This is a genomic window from Pseudoalteromonas sp. CST2, assembly GCF_028599385.1.
Taxonomy (GTDB): Bacteria; Pseudomonadota; Gammaproteobacteria; order Enterobacterales; family Alteromonadaceae; genus Pseudoalteromonas; species Pseudoalteromonas atlantica.
In genome coordinates, this window is record NZ_JAQREO010000001.1 from 484,968 (window position 1) to 502,877 (window position 17,910).

The 17,910-nt window shown below is 41.1% G+C and carries 16 protein-coding genes; 9 read left to right on the forward strand and 7 right to left on the reverse strand.

Annotation, left to right across the window (positions count from 1 at the left end):
- The first annotated feature begins 12 nt into the window (after positions 1-12).
- Positions 13-780, forward strand: a complete 768-nt coding sequence (locus PSH41_RS02200) for a TatD family hydrolase (RefSeq protein WP_273588757.1) — start codon at positions 13-15, stop codon at positions 778-780.
- Here the strand turns inward: PSH41_RS02200 and PSH41_RS02205 are convergent.
- Positions 747-1,367 (reverse strand): AhpA/YtjB family protein, encoded by a 621-nt coding sequence (locus PSH41_RS02205; protein WP_004586158.1) that lies wholly within the window; start codon positions 1,365-1,367, stop codon positions 747-749. The two genes, PSH41_RS02200 and PSH41_RS02205, sit on opposite strands and share 34 nt — an antisense overlap.
- A gap of 151 nt (positions 1,368-1,518) precedes the next feature.
- On the opposite strand from PSH41_RS02205, the gene serB reads away from it, so the two are divergent.
- Positions 1,519-2,535: a phosphoserine phosphatase SerB gene (gene serB / locus PSH41_RS02210; RefSeq protein WP_273588761.1), complete on the forward strand. Its 1,017-nt coding sequence runs from the start codon at positions 1,519-1,521 to the stop codon at positions 2,533-2,535.
- Between the two features lie 189 nt (positions 2,536-2,724).
- On the opposite strand, the gene PSH41_RS02215 is transcribed toward serB, so the two are convergent.
- Positions 2,725-5,202 carry a PilZ domain-containing protein gene (locus PSH41_RS02215; RefSeq protein ID WP_273588763.1) on the reverse strand — a complete coding sequence of 826 codons (2,478 nt, stop codon included), beginning with the start codon at positions 5,200-5,202 and terminating at the stop codon, positions 2,725-2,727.
- A gap of 359 nt (positions 5,203-5,561) precedes the next feature.
- Here PSH41_RS02215 and radA point away from each other — a divergent pair, with 359 nt between their 5' ends.
- Positions 5,562-6,947: a DNA repair protein RadA gene (gene radA / locus PSH41_RS02220; protein WP_004586161.1), complete on the forward strand. Its 1,386-nt coding sequence runs from the start codon at positions 5,562-5,564 to the stop codon at positions 6,945-6,947.
- 75 nt (positions 6,948-7,022) lie between these two features.
- Positions 7,023-7,955: a hypothetical protein gene (locus tag PSH41_RS02225; RefSeq protein WP_029774278.1), complete on the forward strand. Its 933-nt coding sequence runs from the start codon at positions 7,023-7,025 to the stop codon at positions 7,953-7,955.
- An 86-nt stretch (positions 7,956-8,041) separates the two neighbouring features.
- On the opposite strand, the gene serA is transcribed toward PSH41_RS02225, so the two are convergent.
- The 5 genes from serA to metK all read right to left on the reverse strand — a co-directional run bounded on the left by serA (position 8,042) and on the right by metK (position 12,590).
- Positions 8,042-9,271, reverse strand: coding sequence for a phosphoglycerate dehydrogenase (serA, locus tag PSH41_RS02230; RefSeq protein ID WP_004586164.1), 1,230 nt, complete (start codon positions 9,269-9,271; stop codon positions 8,042-8,044).
- Between the two features lie 9 nt (positions 9,272-9,280).
- Positions 9,281-9,934: a ribose-5-phosphate isomerase RpiA gene (gene rpiA, locus PSH41_RS02235; protein ID WP_004586165.1), complete on the reverse strand. Its 654-nt coding sequence runs from the start codon at positions 9,932-9,934 to the stop codon at positions 9,281-9,283.
- Between the two features lie 37 nt (positions 9,935-9,971).
- Positions 9,972-10,568 (reverse strand): 5-formyltetrahydrofolate cyclo-ligase, encoded by a 597-nt coding sequence (locus PSH41_RS02240; RefSeq protein WP_273588766.1) that lies wholly within the window; start codon positions 10,566-10,568, stop codon positions 9,972-9,974.
- Positions 10,569-10,587: 19 nt separating this feature from the next.
- Positions 10,588-11,130 carry a hypothetical protein gene (locus PSH41_RS02245; protein ID WP_256851192.1) on the reverse strand — a complete coding sequence of 181 codons (543 nt, stop codon included), beginning with the start codon at positions 11,128-11,130 and terminating at the stop codon, positions 10,588-10,590.
- 308 nt (positions 11,131-11,438) lie between these two features.
- Positions 11,439-12,590 carry a methionine adenosyltransferase gene (gene metK / locus PSH41_RS02250; RefSeq protein WP_004586168.1) on the reverse strand — a complete coding sequence of 384 codons (1,152 nt, stop codon included), beginning with the start codon at positions 12,588-12,590 and terminating at the stop codon, positions 11,439-11,441.
- A 304-nt stretch (positions 12,591-12,894) separates the two neighbouring features.
- Here metK and tkt point away from each other — a divergent pair, with 304 nt between their 5' ends.
- The 5 genes from tkt to PSH41_RS02275 all read left to right on the forward strand — a co-directional run bounded on the left by tkt (position 12,895) and on the right by PSH41_RS02275 (position 17,897).
- Positions 12,895-14,886, forward strand: a complete 1,992-nt coding sequence (gene tkt / locus PSH41_RS02255) for a transketolase (protein ID WP_273588769.1) — start codon at positions 12,895-12,897, stop codon at positions 14,884-14,886.
- A gap of 257 nt (positions 14,887-15,143) precedes the next feature.
- On the forward strand, positions 15,144-15,458 hold the full coding sequence (gene ppnP, locus PSH41_RS02260) for a pyrimidine/purine nucleoside phosphorylase (protein ID WP_024033130.1): 315 nt from the start codon (positions 15,144-15,146) through the stop codon (positions 15,456-15,458).
- Positions 15,459-15,636: 178 nt separating this feature from the next.
- Entirely contained in the window at positions 15,637-15,993 is a 357-nt protein-coding gene (gene hpf / locus PSH41_RS02265; protein ID WP_024033129.1) for a ribosome hibernation-promoting factor, HPF/YfiA family, read from the forward strand.
- Positions 15,994-16,135: 142 nt separating this feature from the next.
- Entirely contained in the window at positions 16,136-17,371 is a 1,236-nt protein-coding gene (locus tag PSH41_RS02270) for an NRAMP family divalent metal transporter (protein ID WP_054982730.1), read from the forward strand.
- Between the two features lie 70 nt (positions 17,372-17,441).
- Positions 17,442-17,897 carry a GNAT family N-acetyltransferase gene (locus PSH41_RS02275; RefSeq protein WP_273588771.1) on the forward strand — a complete coding sequence of 152 codons (456 nt, stop codon included), beginning with the start codon at positions 17,442-17,444 and terminating at the stop codon, positions 17,895-17,897.
- The last annotated feature ends 13 nt before the right edge of the window (positions 17,898-17,910 follow it).

Here is a 17,910-nt window from a genome sequence, read left to right on the forward strand (position 1 = left end):
CCGGTTTACGCTGTGAAGTTTATAGACTCCCACTGCCACCTCGATTTTGCTGAGTTTGACGCAAACCGCGAAGCACTCATAAAAGAGTGTATGGCTAAAGGCGTTGAGCGCTTTGTTGTGCCAGGTATTAGCTTGGCGCAATCTCAGCAACTAATTGAATTTAAATCTAAATACCCACAAGTACATATTGCCGCAGGGCTTCACCCTTACTTTTTAGATGAGCATAAAGATGCTCACTTAGCGCAGTTATTCGATTTTGCAAAAACCAATAAAAAACAGCTGGTGGCAATAGGGGAGTGCGGGCTTGATAGAAGTATTGATGACCTTGAAAAACAAACCAGCCTATTTGAGCAACATATTACCCTTGCTAACGAGCTCAAGCTGCCGCTTATTGTGCATCACAGGCAAAGCCATGATTTAATTGCGCATGCGTTTAAGCGCTGCAAGCCAAAATATGGCGGCGTGATACATGCATACTCAGGCTCTATGCAACAAGCACAGTATTATATTAAACAGGGCTTTAAATTAGGTGTAGGTGGCGTTATTACTTATGAACGAGCAGCAAAAACCCGTGATGTAATTGCTCAAATAGAACCGCAGCATTTAGTGCTTGAGACGGACGCACCCTCAATGCCATTAAGTGGCCATCAGGGAGAAATTAACACCCCTGCGCATATTCCTGCTGTATTTGAAGTTTTATGCAGCTTAAAGCCAAATAGTAATAAAGCCGAACTTGCTCAGCAGCTTTACGATTCTTGCTCTGAGGTTTTTTGCATATAGCGATTTACCTGCCAACGTTTTAGGCCTCGCCCTAGCTGCCATGTAAAAATACAGGCTATTACTAGCATTAATAAAACTTGCCTGCCTAAATCATGAAAGTGATTGTGGCTGTCAGATATTGCCGCGCGGGTTAAATAAGTAATAGATACAAAGCCTAAAGGCTTATCTATGTCGCTTACAACAGGCTCAACAAACGGGGTTTTTAGTTTACTAATCCCTGGGGTGGACTCTGGCAATTGGCCAAATATATGGTGCGATTGCCAGTGATCGCTGCTGGCTATCAGTACGCCTTGCTGATCGTAAATTGTGGCTGAAAGTACAAACTCGTCTTTGCTTATATCATTACACAAAGCTCTAAGCTGTGGCTTATTTTTAGCAAGCAATGGCTCTTTAGCATTAAGAGCCATAAATGAGGTTAAGCTTTTGGCAGTATTATCGGCACTATTATAAAGTAGTTGGTGGCTTTCAAAGCTACTGTTAACACCTACAAAACTCAGTAATACAAAACAGCCCGCAGCCAATAATAAGCGAACGATTCGCTTTCTTTGTGATGCAGACAAAGGGCTTTTTATATGGTTATTTTTCATAGTCACCGTATATGCTACTGACAGCATTTTGATTTGATGTTACAACTACGCTAACTATAACCTTAAATCTACCCCGATGGCGAATTTAGCGTTATGAATACCCTAATTGATACGCCAAATTAGAAAAATAAATAACAAACACGGAGAACCCATGTCGCAAATGAACATGGCACAGCCAGCTGCTGAGCAAGCATTACATTCTTTAACGCTAAACACATGGTTTGATTACAAAGAAGGGAGTTTTACTCCTGCTCAAACAATATCAGATAAAACCGTTGGGTTATTTAGTATTGCGTTTGCGGGCGATTTTGAACTAAAGCATGTAACGAGTATTATCGACTTTTTAAAAACGCACGGGCTTAAAGTAACAGCTATATGTCAATATCAGCCCGACTTAGGGTTAGCCCCAGCTCTGTGTTTTTATAGCCCAGAGGCAGAGCAAAAAATTAACCCGCTTGCGCTAAGAGAGTTTGCAAACACGCTTGATTTTCAGCTAGTGCAAGTTACAACGCCACCTAACCTATATGAGCCAGGGCTGCTGGTTATGGATATGGACTCTACCGCCATCACCATAGAGTGCATTGATGAAATTGCACGTTTAGCAGATGTATATGACGATGTGGCTTCTGTAACCGCGCTTGCAATGGCGGGCAAACTAGATTTTAGCGAAAGTTTAAATCAGCGTGTAGCAAAGTTAGCAGGCATAGAGCAAAGCTTAATTGAAGACTTAAAAAACACCTTACCATTAATGCCAGGTATTAAAGCGTTATGCCAAATATTAAAGCAGCATAATTGGTATCTTGCTATAGCATCAGGCGGGTTTGTACCCTTTGCCGAGCGTGTGCAGCAGCTGATTAATTTAGATGAAGTACATGCTAATGTGCTTGAATTTGCAAACGATAAGCTCACAGGAAAAGTCTCTGGTGCCATTGTTGATGCGCAGCAAAAAGCGGTTGTTTTAGAAACACTGCAGCAAAAGCTGGGCTTAGATAATACACAAACGGTAGCCATTGGCGATGGTGCAAACGATTTGCTCATGATGGAAAAAGCAGGGTTAGGTGTTGCCGTACATGGTAAACCAAAAGTGGTGGAGCAAGCTCAAGCGGCTATATGTCAGGGCTCGTTACTGCAATTATTGTATATGCTGGCTATTCCCTTAAATAAGTAACCTGAGAATAACCACCAAAATAAGTTATACCAATCGGGTTAAGTTATTAGACATTTATAGCGATAGATAAATAGCGTGATAACAAGGCATAAATTTCGACATGTAGTTGTTCTATTTGAGAAGTTTATAACGCCGTTAACGCTTTATTTAGCACGCTATAAACTTTTAAGTCGATTGGTATTAAGCCGCTTAGCGCAAGCGGTTTAACCATAACAGCTTTCTGCGACCCATTTGATCGACCTGCTTTTGATCTAACTCTAAATGGCTAAGCGCTTCGTCGGTTATATCTACAATATCACCCACCCCAGATACTGCCCACAGCGCTTCTTCTATGTCTTTTGCTTTGTGCATTGCATATTGGCTTACATATTTAAGTTCGTTTGATAGGTAGTCTGTATCTGGGCGACCCGTTCGCGATAAGTACAAGCGCATAACAAATACCAGCTCAGATTTAACGCCTGCGCTAATTTGCTCACTAAAGCTTGAATAGTTTTCGCCTAGTACGCATTGGCTCGTCACAGCCTTTTCAATGTTATCTTGTTTAGGGTCAAAATTAATTGCGAGTGTAAACGGCAAAGGCGGGTCTTGTCGGCTACGATCTTTAATGCTTGGGGTGATCACATCAATAATTTGTTGCTGCGTTAAAATATGGCTTAGGTCAGTTTTATTATTTAATAAGCCAAAATTTTGTAAAATCACGTGAATTGGGCTGGCATATAAACCAAAACCTATGGCACCAGGAATAAAGTGGCTTGCTTCTTTATGTAAATAAAGCGGGAATTGGCACACACTTTTGGTCACCATATTTCTCAGTGCGGTAGAAAGGCCTTCTATTTTAGGGGCTTCTTCAGACACTTTTAATTTATCTTTATTACTTTGAATTAATTGGGTAAAAAAGTTAACCCCTGCATGTGGTAAGTCAGCAACTCTGTTGGCTTTTAAATTAATGGTCGTTAACGACTTACTAATTGCCATCACTTCGTATTTAAGCTCACTTAAATTATGCTTTTTAGTTATTTTTTGTAAATCGGGGAAAGACAGTAAAACAATATCACCTTTTTTAAAGCTAACCGGCGAGGCTGACTCTAATTGCAAACCCATAACCGAAAAATCCCGAGTATGAGCCTGATACTGCTTATCCTCAAACGTAAGCTCGGCAGGTGTTTTATACAAGTAACGTTTGTGAGAGCGTAAATTTACATACTCTAGTGGCACAATATCTAAATAAGGAGGCTTATTATGCTTAGCGTGGCCAAAATGTTTAAGCTGGTTAACTAACGCCTTATCGTAGGGCTGCTTCTTATAATGCGCTTGTTCTTCACTGTTGCCAATGGCGGTTAAAACCGCAATGTATTTTACATCTTTTATAAGGCCTGCCACTCTTGGAGAAGGTGGCTTATTAAGCTTTTCTATGTTTTTACCCGCCGAGTTAGGCAACGATAATGGAATAAACGAATCATCTGGGTGGCTTGGCATAACTTGTAACTTAAAGCATTGCCAGCTGTCTTTTTGGCTACCAAACCCTAAAAACAGGTTTCTTAATTTAGGGTTGTTATTAAGCTCTGTACGCGTGGCTGAGTAGTAATAAATTTTTCCTGCAGAAACATGAGTAAACGTATATAAGTAATCTTCTTTTACTGCGTTTACTTGGGTAAGCATTTGGCTAATACGTTGATTATTTAAAATGCTATATAAGCAGGGCACTTTTCGTTCATCAGTAAAATAGCGCTGAATAAAAATATTATTTTCAGTGGTTAGGCTTAAACTAGGAACAATTTGTTCGCCTTTTTTACTTAAAAATACGTATAAAGAGGTAACGCGCGGAATATAATATTGCTCATAACCCTTTGAAACAACAGCATCTAGGGTGTTATCTAAGTTCACTTTATAGCGGCGTTTATTACCGTTTATAAAGCTATCTAAAAAATTATCGAACGCTTCATTTTTTTCTATAAAAGTACGCTTTAAACGAATGTGGTTATATTCACGAGATATGTTTTCAACTGCAACTACTTCATATTGAATACCATTTTTAAGGCCTAGCTCAAAATCTTGCTCAAGCCCTACTAGCCGCATGGCAATTAGCTGCCCTTTTTTTATAATTTGGCGGGTAGGAAGCTTAATTTTACAACCACTCAAAGAGATATCTGAGGTACTAGCGGCAATGTTTTTCTTATCGTTGTACTCAATTTTAACTTTAATCGAGTAGTTCATTCGCTCCTCAGAGCGGCTTTCATAAGAGGCAAATTTTATTACGCTGGTAGTCAGAGTGTCGTTTTCAACTTGTGTATCACTTTGCTCTTGTGCTTGCTTTTGTAGTACGCGATGGTTGTTTTCGGTATTCATTACCGCTTCGTATACCGCTAAAGTATAGCCGCCGTGTTGTTTTAAGGCTGCCTCAAATACTTCTATGGCGGTGTCATCCATAAAGTGTTGTTTACCATTGTGCTCATACGGGCGAACTTGGCCTGTTACTAAGCCTCGCAGGTCAACAAAACGGGCAACTGGCTGAGATAGGCGCGACATTTCCATTTTCATTAAAAACTGCTCAGGCTTTGTTAAACCTGCCGTTTTAGATTTGAAAATTAGGTCGAACTTTGCGTTACCTAAATAGGTTTTTAGCTCATTTACGAGGTCTTCGTGTTTGAGCAGTATGTCTTCAGCCATTTATAAATCGTCACCGTCTAATTGAAAAGTAGGTATACTGTAAAGTCCATTTATTTGAAAAATTCAATAAACGTAACATCGTGCTATGTTATTAATATAGGTACGATTTTTCGTGTAAGTACAGTTTAACTCTTGTTATTATGTGTTAAATGCCAATTTGTTGGCAAGTTACTTTAAAGTATTTAAAAGCAATAAGTATGCCCTAACTTAAAGTAAAAGAGAAAATTACATGTGTTTGTTTCTAATATAGGTCCTTGATTGGCTTTAGCAATGTAGCGCTGCTATGTCGTTCTCCCCATGATAAAATAAACAACTAAATGTATGCATTTTAAATTAAAGAATAGTAGGTAAGGTTATAAATGGCTAAGGCGGCAAAAGTAGAATTTGTTTGTACAGAGTGTGGTATGAACTACCAACGTTGGCAAGGTCAGTGTCGCTGTGGTGCGTGGAACACGTTGGCAGAATTTAAACCCTCTGCAGGGCAAAGTAAAAAAGCCGCTGCGCGAGCAACCGTTGGTGGTTATGCAGGTGGCATTGGAGGCGGCTCTAAAAAAATTGATGATGTAGCCACCACCGAGGCCGAAAAGCAGCTAACAGAAATAGGCGAGCTTGACCGTGTACTAAGCGGCGGCGTAACCACGGGCTCGGTTAATATTATATCGGGCGACCCAGGTGCAGGTAAAACAACGCTGTTATCTGATTTAGTAGCCAGAATGTCGCAGCGTATGCCATCACTTTACTGTACTGCTGAGGAGTCGTTGTCGCAGTTTAAAAACCGTGTAAACCGCTTAAAGCTTAACTATAACGCCGATGAGCTTTATTTACTTTCTGAAACTAGCGTAGAAACCATTATTGAAGAGCTTGATAAAAATAAAATTAAGTTTGCTGTTATCGACTCTATTCAAGCTGTTGTAACCGACACTGCAAATGGCAGCCCTGGTTCGCCTTCGCAAGTAAAAAGTGCCGCACAAGCGCTTACTCAGTATTGTAAGCAAAACGATGTCACTATGTTTATTATTGCCCATGTTAATAAAAATAACGAAATTGCAGGGCCGCAAACATTAGTGCATATAGTGGATGCCTTATTGCACATTGACACGAATGATGGACAGGTACGTACGCTTAGAGCTAACAAAAACCGTTTTGGTGATATTGATACCGTAGGTATTTTTAAAATGTGCGAACGCGGCATGTTGAGTGTTGATAACCCCAGCGAGATTTTTTTATCGGGATCAAGTACGGAATCACCAGGCTCTACTATTACGTGTATCCGAAAAGGTAACCGTAACTTATTGCTCGAAATACAATGTTTAACCACCGAAACCGAAGCCGAATTTCCGCAGCGTGTGTGTGTGGGTTTAAACATGAACCGAATAAAAATGCTCACTGGTATTTTACGCAAACACACCAAAACTAAAATATTTCACGATACGTTTTTTAATATTGTGGGCGGCTTACGAATCGATGAAACCGAAACCTGTATTGATTTAGCGTTAGTAACCGCGCTTTTAAGCAGCTTAAACGAGTTTGTTGTACCGCGTACAACCTGCATTATGGGAGAGCTTAGTTTAAACGGCGATGTGCGCCCAATCGACAGCGGTGTACCACGGGTTAAAGAAGCGGCACAGCATGGGTTTACTGAAATATTTATTCCGTTTCGTAATTACCATAAATCGATGGAAGGACTAGGGGCTAAAATTACGCCAGTAAAAACCGTGCACGAGTTACTGAGTTTAATTAATTAACGCTTACAGCTGCTGCTGTGCAATGTTACTCTTGAGCAAACACAATTTATATACAGATCAGAATAAGGAAATAGCATGAAAAAACTCGTAATAGCCATAGCCATTGTTGCAGCTGGCGTAGGCGGTGTTAGCTACGCAAACTATGTAGCAACTCAAGAAGTACGTACCGAAGTAGACAAGCAGCTTGCTTTAGTGAGCGATCAAACCGGTGCAACATTTAAATACGCGGGTTTATCGGCAAGTGTTATTTCTCAAAGTGTTGAAATTACTAACATGGAAGTAATTAGCCCTGAAGGTGATAACGTAGCGCATATTCAAAGTATTGAAGTAACCGGTTACGAAACCGATAAAATATCGCCACATACATCGTTTACAGTAAAAAGCTTTCAGTTCGATAAAGACTTTGTAGCAAAACTACCTGCTGATACAAACGAAATGCTTGCCTCTGCAAGTTACGACTTAAGCTCATCGCTCGATTACGATGAACAATCTGGCGACAGTGACGTAGTTTTAAAACTAGATGCAAAAGATATTGCTAGTTTTAATATGGATGTAGGCCTTGCCAATTCTAAAGCATTAATGGACGCATCCCTTGCTATAAGCAAAGCACAGCAAGAAGCAGGTGACACGCCGCTTACGTACGAGCAAGAGTTACAACAGCAAACCTTAGTTATGCAAGCTATGAGTAAGCTTGAGCCACGAAATATTAATTTAGTACTTAATAACCAAGGCAAATTAAAAGAGCTATTTGTGAGCGAGCTTGAAAAACAAGGAATGACGCTTGAGCAAATGCAAATGACGCTACAGCAACAGTTACAGCAAGCTCCCGTAACTGAAGAAATTGCACAGGCGCTGACTGATTTTGCCAAAGGTTTAAACTCATTAAGCATATCGGCAAAATTGCCTGAAGGTAAAACCATGATGGAAGTAAACCAGCAAATAATGATGTTAGCTGGCCAGCCTGAAGAGCTAGTTAAATTTGTTAATTTAGAAGTTAAAGGCGAGTAATTGCGAACAGCTCTTAGTAGCCAGTTTAATACAAAAAAGCCGTACTTGATTAATCAAGTACGGCTTTTATTATTTTAGCTGATAGCTTAGTGAAGAATACGCGCTCTAATTGTACCTTCTACTGCGCTTAGCTCTTTAAGTGCAACTTCTGACTGATCGGTATCTACGTCAATAACTACATAACCAATTGATTCATCAGTTTGTAAGTACTGAGCGGCAATGTTAATACCGTGCTGGGCAAATGCTTGGTTAATTTGCGTAAGTACGCCAGGGCGGTTGTGGTGTACGTGCAATAAGCGGCTACGGTTAGCAAGCTCTGGTAGCGAAACCTCAGGGAAGTTAACCGCTGTAATAGTTGAACCATTATCTGAGTATTTAGCTAATTTACCGGCTACTTCAATACCAATGTTTTCTTGCGCTTCTTGGGTTGAACCACCAATGTGCGGCGTTAAAATAACGTTGTCGAATTCACGCAGTGGCGATACAAATTCTTCTTCGTTAGATTTTGGCTCAACAGGGAATACATCAATAGCTGCGCCGCTTAGCTTTTTCTCGCTAAGTGCTTCGGCAAGTGCATCAATATCCACTACAGTACCGCGTGAAGCGTTAATTAGTATTGACCCTTGCTTCATTACGGCAAGTTCTGCTGTGCCAATTAGGTTTTTAGTTTGCGGTGTTTCTGGTACGTGTAAACTAATAATATCAGCGCGTTGTAAAAGCTGTGTTAGGTTATGAATTTGTGTGGCATTACCTAAAGAGAGCTTATCTTCAATGTCGTAATACTCTACGTTCATACCTATGTTTTCAGCCATAATACCAAGCTGTGTACCTATGTGACCGTAACCAATAATCCCGAGCGTTTTACCGCGCGCTTCAAACGAGCCGGTTGCTGTTTTTAACCAGCCGCCACGGTGCGCTGCTGCATTACGCTCTGGAATACCACGTAATAGTAATAGTATTTCGCCAAGTACAAGCTCAGCTACTGAACGAGTGTTTGAAAACGGTGCATTAAATACCGCAATACCGCGCTCGCGAGCTGAGTTTAAGTCAACTTGGTTAGTACCAATACAAAAACAACCAATGGCTACTAGCTTTTCAGCTGAGTCTAAAACTGCTTGGTTAATATGAGTACGAGAACGAAGCCCTACAAAGTGCACATCTTTAATACGCTCTTTAAGTTCGTCCTCAGGTAGCGATGTTTTTACGTAGTCGATGTTGCTGTAACCATTACGTTTAAGCGTTTCTACTGCGCTTTGGTGAACACCTTCAAGCAAGAGAATTTTAATTTTGTCTTTTGCTAACGATACCTTACTCATAACCTCATCCTATTTAATTTGTGGCCCATTTTTAGTGCCGATAATCACTTTATCAGCGCCGCGCATCGCAAATAGGCCGTTGGTAACTACGCCAACAATTGAATTAATTTGTGTTTCAAGTTGTTTGGCATTACTAATACTTAAATTGTGTACATCTAAAATAACGTTACCGTTATCGGTTACTACGCCTTGGCGGTACACAGGGTCGCCACCAAGTTTTAATAATTCACGCGCTACGTAGCTGCGTGCCATGGGTATAACTTCTACCGGAAGCGGAAAATCACCCAATGTATCTACTAATTTTGTGTCATCAACAATACAAACAAATTGTTTTGCAACGGCTGCGACTATTTTTTCGCGGGTAAGTGCTGCGCCGCCGCCTTTGATCATTTCGTTTTGGGCATTAATTTCATCTGCGCCGTCTACGTATACATCAAGAGCATCTACATCGTTTAGCTCAAACACTTCAATACCTAACGCGTGTAAACGCGCTGTTGAAGCCTCAGAGCTAGATACCGCACCCGTTATGGTGTCTTTTACTGTGCCTAGGGCATCAATAAAATGATTTACGGTAGAGCCTGTCCCCACACCAACAATGGTGTTTTCTTTTACAAACTCGAGTGCAGCCCACGCAGCTGCTTTTTTTAATTCGTCTTGCGTCATTGTTATGCTCATATTTCAAATGTGTAGTGGGTGTTTATTACCAGTGATAAATTTTATCGGGAGTAATAATGGTTTTAAGTGGAACATCCCACGATTCAATTGGCAGTGCATCTACTTTTTGGCAGCTATGTGCTAAGCCTATAAGTTGCGGTTTTTGCCTATTGTAAGCGTGTAATTGCGCCAGTGTTTTATCGTAAAATCCACCCCCCATTCCTAATCGATTACCTTGATTATCAAATGCTACAAGTGGCATCAGTAAGTAATCTAAATCAGTTAATGGGCATATTTGAGAGCAGTTCAGCTTAGGCTCCAAGATACCATAGCGATTTGCCCTCATGGGTGAGTTTTTTTCATAGCGTTGAAACAGCAAAGTAGCCCCATTAAATGGGTGTATAACGGGTAAGTAAAGGGAGTGGCCTTGTTGCCATAACTCATTAATTAACAATGAGGTATCTAATTCTCCATCGTTACTAAAGTAAATGGCTATATGTTTTTGTGAGGCTGTTTTATCGCTATTTAGCTGTTGAGTAAAATTCAACTTTAGCTGTGCCGCGGCTTTTTCTTGCTGTTTTTTTGATAGCTTATTGCGTAATTGGCGAATAGATTGGCGTATGTGTGTACGTTTATTGCTCATTGTAATTACGCACCTTTGATTAATTAGACACTAAATCAGGAAAAGCTAAGTAAACAGCAAGCACAATAAGTAGTAAAACGGCAGTGGCAATCAGTGAATATAACAAAGTATTGCTACGCGTTTTAACGGGTTCATCGAGCTGCTCGTCAAGCATAAGATCATCTTCTTGCCAGTCATCGCTTTCGTCTGTAGGGCTTTTTAGCTCATTGCTTGGAAGCCTTTGTTCTAGCTCTTCTAGTTTTTCTTCTAGGCGGATCAGGCTGCTTGTTATGTAATCAAGGGCATCAAAAATCCGCTCATCGCGCTGACTTGCTGCGCTAGGGCTTTGAGTGGGTAGCTCACCAGTGGCTTGTAACTTACTTTTAATGCCTAGGCTTGCCAGTAATTTGGCCTGCTTTAAGGCTTTGTCTTTATTGCTAGGTGCAAAGAGTGCTTTGCCATTAAAAAACTGAGTTACTTTATCTTCAGACGTTTTTAGCTTACTTGCTAAATTTACGCAGGCCGTTTTAGCCTCAGTGCCCTCGGCGAGTCCTACAAACATAACGCGAAAATTATTGGCCATTTACTTATCCCTTAAGCTTTTATTATACAAAGAGTATATACCTAAAACCGTGCGAAATTCGAGGGCTAGCTAATACCAATTTAATTCAAAACACGATTAGTTTAGCGTATTAAATAGCGCACTGACTGCGTTAAAATTATTTATATAAAATAACTGTACGCCGTAAATTCCTTTGTTATTGCACTATTTTTTGGGTGCTATGATAAACAACTAAATTAATGCAATTGATATAAAGCGCATAATTAGTCTTTGCTTTAGATATAAAAACGGCCCTTAAAAGGGCCGTTTATTATTTAATGCATTTTGGCTTAAAGGCCAGCAGCTGCGCGAAGTGCGTCTGCTTTATCTGTACGTTCCCATGGGAATTCGTCACGTCCAAAGTGACCGTATGCCGCTGTTGGTTGGTAGATAGGGCGCTCTAAATCAAGCATTTGAATTAAGCCGTAAGGGCGTAGGTCAAAGTGCTCACGAATAAGCTCAATTAAACGACCTTCTTCAAGCTTGCTCGTACCAAAGGTTTCAACGCTGATAGAGGTAGGCTCGGCTACACCAATTGCGTAAGATACTTGTAGCTCACACTTATCAGCAAGGCCTGCAGCCACTACGTTTTTAGCTACGTAACGTGCAGCGTATGCAGCTGAGCGGTCAACTTTTGATGGATCTTTACCTGAGAAAGCACCACCACCGTGACGTGCCATACCACCGTATGTATCTACGATGATTTTACGACCCGTTAAACCACAGTCGCCCATAGGTCCGCCAATTACAAAACGACCCGTTGGGTTAATGAAAAATTTAGTCGCGCTTGTAATAAGCTCTGCAGGAAGTACCGGCTTAATGATGGTTTCCATCACGGCTTCTACTAAGTCATTTTGCGAAATTTCTTCAGCGTGCTGAGTAGAAAGTACAACTGCATCAATACCTACTGGCTTGCCGTTTTCGTATGCAAAAGTTACTTGAGATTTTGCATCTGGGCGTAACCAGTTAAGCTCGCCGCTTTTACGTACTTGCGCTTGGCGCTGTACTAAACGGTGTGAGTAAGTAATTGGCGCAGGCATTAGTACTTCTGTTTCGTTACATGCATAACCAAACATTAAGCCTTGGTCGCCAGCACCTTGTTCTTCTGGGCTAGTACGGTCAACACCTTGGTTAATATCAGGAGACTGCTTACCAATTGTGTTTAAAATTGCACACGAGTCTGCATCGAAACCCATGTCTGAATGCGTGTAGCCAATTTCACGTACTGTTTTACGTGTAATTTCTTCAATATCAACCCATGCGCTAGTGGTAATTTCACCACCAACCATAACCATACCGGTTTTTACGTAAGTTTCGCACGCAACACGGGCATGAGAGTCTTGCTCTAGGATAGCATCAAGTACCGCATCAGAGATTTGATCGGCGATTTTATCCGGATGACCTTCAGAAACAGATTCAGAAGTAAATAAATGTTTTGCCATTGTATTTCTGCTCACAAATATTGCGCTTCACAAACGTCGGTATTAGCGCTAAAAAATTAAGGGGCGTATTTTATCTAAAACAAAACACCTTGCATAGTGTTTTTACGCCTAGACGTCTAAATAAAATGAGTAATAACTTTTTGGTCTTAAAAAATATTCATAATAGCCCATTTTTATGGGGTTTTTAATTGCACACTGCACCCACATTAAGTAAGAATGGTTGCTATAACAGCTCTTAAGTTACTTAAGGGTATTAACGAACACATAAGTACCCGCGCAAATACACATAAAGGTAGGAGAATTCATGCCATCTCGCAAAGAACTTGCAAATGCTATTCGCGTCTTGTCAATGGACGCAGTACAAAAGGCCAAATCTGGCCACCCTGGAGCCCCAATGGGCATGGCCGATATCGCAGAAGTATTATGGCGCGATTATCTAAAGCATAATCCAACTAATCCAGAGTGGGCTGACCGTGACAGATTTATTCTTTCAAATGGCCACGGTTCAATGCTTATCTATTCTCTATTGCACCTAACTGGTTACGACTTACCACTTGATGAAATTAAAAACTTCCGTCAAATGCATTCTAAAACGCCAGGCCACCCTGAGTACGGTTATGCACCGGGAATTGAAACTACTACGGGCCCGCTAGGTCAGGGGATCACAAACGCGGTAGGTATGGCGATTGCTGAAAAAGCGCTTGCTGCACAATTTAACCGTGAAGGCCACGACATTGTTGATCACTACACATATGCATTTATGGGTGACGGTTGTTTAATGGAAGGTATTTCTCATGAAGCATGTTCACTTGCTGGCACATTAGGTCTTGGCAAGTTAGTGGCTTTTTGGGATGACAACGGTATTTCAATCGATGGTGAAGTTGAAGGTTGGTTTAGCGACGATACACCAGCACGCTTTAAAGCGTACGGCTGGCATGTAATAAGTGACGTTGATGGCCACGACAGCGATGCTGTTAGTGCTGCAATAGCAGAGGCTCAAAGTGTTACTGACAAACCATCACTAATTTGTTGTAAAACAGTGATTGGTTACGGTTCACCTAACAAATCTGGTAGCCACGATTGTCACGGCGCGCCATTAGGTGATGACGAAATTACAGCGTCTCGCGAATTTTTAGGCTGGTCTGGCGGTGCATTTGAAATCCCTGATGATATTTACGCACAGTGGGATAGCAAAGAAAAAGGTCAACAGCTTGAATCTAGCTGGGACGAAAAATTTGCAGCATACGCAAAGGCATACCCAGAGCTTGCAGCTGAATATAAGCGCCGTATTAATAACGAACTTCCAGACGATTGGGCTGAAAAATCTCAAGCGTACATAGAGCAACTACAAGCAAACCCTGCAAATCCAGCATCTCGTAAAGCGTCACAAAATGCATTAAATGCATTTGGCCCGTTATTACCAGAATTCATGGGTGGCTCAGCCGATTTAGCTGGCTCAAACTTAACAATTTGGGATGGCTCTAAAGGGTTAACTGCAGACGATGCAAGCGGTAACTACGTTTACTACGGTGTACGTGAGTTTGGTATGTCGGCAATTATGAATGGTATTGCCCTTCATAAAGGCTTTATTCCTTACGGTGCAACGTTCTTAATGTTTGTTGAATACGCAAAAAATGCGGTACGTATGGCTGCGCTAATGAAGCAACCAAGCATTTTTGTATACACGCACGATTCAATCGGCCTAGGTGAAGACGGTCCAACTCACCAACCGGTAGAGCAAATTGCGAGCATGCGTTTAACGCCAAACTTATACAACTGGCGCCCGTGTGACCAAGTTGAGTCGGCAATAGCATGGCAACAAGCTATTGAGCGTAAAGACGGTCCTACATCACTTATCTTTACTCGCCAAGGCCTTGAGCAACAAGCGCGTGACGCTCAGCAATTAGCAGATGTTAAAAAGGGTGGTTACATCCTTAGCTGTGACGGCGAGCCAGAGCTAATTATTATTGCTACAGGTTCTGAGGTGCAGCTAGCACAAGACTCTGCAACAGAGCTACGCAGCCAAGGTAAAAAGGTACGTGTTGTATCTATGCCATGTACTGATGTATTTGAAGAGCAAAGCGCACAGTACAAAGAAAGCGTACTACCGGCAGCCGTTACACGCCGCGTAGCAGTAGAAGCTGGTATTGCTGATTACTGGTACAAGTACGTTGGCCTAAACGGTGCAGTAGTAGGTATGACTACCTTTGGTGAGTCGGCACCTGCTGGTGAGCTGTTTGAGTACTTTGGCTTTACAGTAGAGAACATTGTAAATAAAGCAAACGAGTTGTTTTAACCGTTAGCTATAATATTTAAAAGCCCGCCCTGTGTAAAACAGGGCGGGCTTTTTTGTTTGCTGACTGAGTTATAAAGCGGCGTAGTAGCTTTAAGGTACTTGAATCACACTGCTTGTAATACGTAGTACTTTTTTAGCTTAAAGCCTTTTGAGCTTTAATTTCAGATGAGTAATTTTCACAGCGCTTTTCTTGCAAGGCTATGACCTATCAGGCAAGGTGGTGGCCGATTAAATAAAATAATACAACAGGAGTGAGGATGTCTCAGTTTGAAAATGTAAGCGTAATTAAAAAAGCGAACGTGTATTTTGACGGTAAAGTATCAAGCCGTACCGTGGTATTTAACGATGGCACAACCAAAACGCTAGGTTTTATGCAACCAGGCGAATTTGTATTTGATACCAGTAAAAAAGAATTAATGGAGCTGTTAGGCGGCCAGTGGGACATTTTATTACCTGGCGAAACGCAGTGGAAAACATTTATCGCGGGCGAATCATTTAACGTTGATGCCAATGTTAGCTTTAAAGTAAAAGTGAGTGATTTTGCTGACTATTGCTGTTCGTACACAGACTAAACGCTAAAGGCTAGACGTCTGAAAGCCCATATTTTATGGGCTTTGCATAAACTTTGCACAACTTATAATTTAAATCAGTTTAAGTAACAATTTAATTTCAAAAATCAGTGCTTTTTCCTTGTGTTAATCTAAATAGCCCCCAATACTATTTATGAGGTAACAAATAAAAGGATACCCTATGAAAATTAATCTTTCTGGTCACCATGTAGACGTTACTAACTCTATTAGAGAGCATATCAACGAAAAGTTTTCAAAAATCGAGAGCCACTTTCCATCACTTATCGCACTCGACATTATATTGTCTAAAGAGCATCACAAAATCCAAGCAGAAATTAGCACAAATTACGAAGGTGCGCGTATATCGGTAAAAGGGGAAAACGAAGTTATGTACCCGGCGATTGCAAGCGCAGCTAAAAAACTCGATGCAGCACTAAAACATCGAAAAGGGCAAATAAAAGCAAATTTACACGAAAAGCCTGTAAGCACAACGCCAGAAATAGCGCACGAAATCATCCAAGAGATGGAACTAAAATAAGATTTAGTCCCAAAGTACTATAAAAAAGAGCCTTACGGCTCTTTTTTATTGCCTTTAATTTAGGTAAGTTATGCAGCCTTCGGTGTTATTAATTATGAAAATTAATAACCAGAGCGAATAACACACATAATTTGAGAAATTAATGCAGCAAACACACACCTCTTGGAAATCTCGATTGGGCGCACTAGGCCCTGGTATCTTAATGGCAACCGCAGCAATAGGCGGCTCTCACTTAGTTGCATCTACTCAAGCTGGCGCGCTATTTGGCTGGCAACTGTTTTGGCTAATTCTCGTTGTTAACGTATTAAAGTACCCGTTTTTTCGCTTTGGTATGGAATACACCCTAGCAACCAAAAACAGTTTAGTAGAAGGTTATAAAAATAAAGGCCCTGTCTATTTTTATAGTTTTATTGGCTTAAATATACTGGCCGCCATAGTTAATACTGCAGGGGTGTTATTACTGACTGCAAGCTTGCTGCATTATGCACTGCCAATAGTGATAGAAGTTACGCTACTGTGTTGGATATTGCTCGGTGTGTGTTTAGCTATTTTATTACTTGGGCACTTTAAAGCGCTCGACAGCGTTGCTAAAGGCATTATGGGACTATTAACGCTTGCTACTGTTATTGCACTGGTTATCGCGTTTAGTAACGGCCCAATGGCGCCAGCTGATTATGTTGGCCCGTCTCCGTACGAGCTGGCTATGCTGAGTTTTATGGTCGCGTTAATGGGCTGGATGCCAGCACCCATTGAAATTTCAGCCCTTAGTTCGCTATGGCTTAAAGAAAAACAAACTCAGCAAACGGTTACTAAAAGCCAAGGCTTATTCGATTTTAACGTAGGCTATTGGCTAACAGCCTGTTTAGCATTGGTATTTTTTAGCTTAGGTGTGCTGGTGCAATACGGGCAAAGCAGCAGTATTGAGCTTGGCGGTGTTGCCTTTGCTAAACAGCTTATTGATATGTATGCACTGACTATTGGCGAGTGGGCAAGGCCGCTTGTATCAGCCATTGCTTTTTTATGTATGTTTGGCACTACACTCACCGTGCTTGATGGCTACGCCCGTACACTTAACGAGTCACATAAATTACTTGGTTTTAAGCAATCTAAACACAGTTTAAATATTTGGTTAGTACTGCAGGCCTTTGCCGGTATGGCAGTGATTTTATTTTTTAAATCGGCCCTTGGCCCCATGCTTACCTTTGCCATGACACTTGCTTTTGTCACTACCCCCGTTTTTGCATGGCTTAACTTTAGCCTAGTGCGCTCAGAGCCTGCCATTAAACACAGCGTACTATTGCGCAGCTTAACCTGGTTAGGCTTAGTGTACTTGGTTGGTTTTGCTGTTGCGTTTGTGGTGTGGAAGCTAGCAGCTTAAAAATAGCTATTTACTTTAGGGTTTTAATTAAAGCCCTAAGCATTAAATTCAAGGATTAAATGGGGTGTAAATGGATATTAGAACAGACGAGCTTTCAAACCCACACATTATAAAGTTACTACAAGCGCATCATAACGATATGCTAAAACACTCACCTGTTGAGAGCGTACATGCACTGGATGTAACTAAACTCACTCAGCCCAATATAATCTTTTATAGCTTATGGATTGATAATAATTTGGCGGGTGTTGGCGCATTAAAAATGCTAAATACAACGCATGGCGAAATTAAATCAATGCGCACCTCAAGCAGTTATTTACGCCAAGGTATAGCCGCTAAGTTACTCACGCATATTATTGAGCAAGCAACACAGCGAGGTTATAAAAAGTTAAGCTTAGAGACTGGAACAGCAGAGGCATTTTTGCCCGCACAAAAGCTTTACACTCAATTTGGTTTTAAAGAGTGCGAGCCGTTCGGTGATTATCAGCTAGATCCGTATAGCTTGTTTATGAGTAAAGTGCTTTAGCTAAAGCAAAAGA

Coding starts and splice junctions, on each gene's coding strand:
- PSH41_RS02205 (WP_004586158.1), bottom strand. CDS start 1,367: ATGAAAAATAACCATATAAAAAGCCCTTTGTCTGCATCACAAAGAAAG.
- serB (WP_273588761.1), top strand. CDS start 1,519: ATGTCGCAAATGAACATGGCACAGCCAGCTGCTGAGCAAGCATTACAT.
- PSH41_RS02215 (WP_273588763.1), bottom strand. CDS start 5,202: ATGGCTGAAGACATACTGCTCAAACACGAAGACCTCGTAAATGAGCTA.
- radA (WP_004586161.1), top strand. CDS start 5,562: ATGGCTAAGGCGGCAAAAGTAGAATTTGTTTGTACAGAGTGTGGTATG.
- PSH41_RS02225 (WP_029774278.1), top strand. CDS start 7,023: ATGAAAAAACTCGTAATAGCCATAGCCATTGTTGCAGCTGGCGTAGGC.
- serA (WP_004586164.1), bottom strand. CDS start 9,271: ATGAGTAAGGTATCGTTAGCAAAAGACAAAATTAAAATTCTCTTGCTT.
- rpiA (WP_004586165.1), bottom strand. CDS start 9,934: ATGACGCAAGACGAATTAAAAAAAGCAGCTGCGTGGGCTGCACTCGAG.
- PSH41_RS02240 (WP_273588766.1), bottom strand. CDS start 10,568: ATGAGCAATAAACGTACACACATACGCCAATCTATTCGCCAATTACGC.
- PSH41_RS02245 (WP_256851192.1), bottom strand. CDS start 11,130: ATGGCCAATAATTTTCGCGTTATGTTTGTAGGACTCGCCGAGGGCACT.
- metK (WP_004586168.1), bottom strand. CDS start 12,590: ATGGCAAAACATTTATTTACTTCTGAATCTGTTTCTGAAGGTCATCCG.
- tkt (WP_273588769.1), top strand. CDS start 12,895: ATGCCATCTCGCAAAGAACTTGCAAATGCTATTCGCGTCTTGTCAATG.
- ppnP (WP_024033130.1), top strand. CDS start 15,144: ATGTCTCAGTTTGAAAATGTAAGCGTAATTAAAAAAGCGAACGTGTAT.
- hpf (WP_024033129.1), top strand. CDS start 15,637: ATGAAAATTAATCTTTCTGGTCACCATGTAGACGTTACTAACTCTATT.
- PSH41_RS02270 (WP_054982730.1), top strand. CDS start 16,136: ATGCAGCAAACACACACCTCTTGGAAATCTCGATTGGGCGCACTAGGC.
- PSH41_RS02275 (WP_273588771.1), top strand. CDS start 17,442: ATGGATATTAGAACAGACGAGCTTTCAAACCCACACATTATAAAGTTA.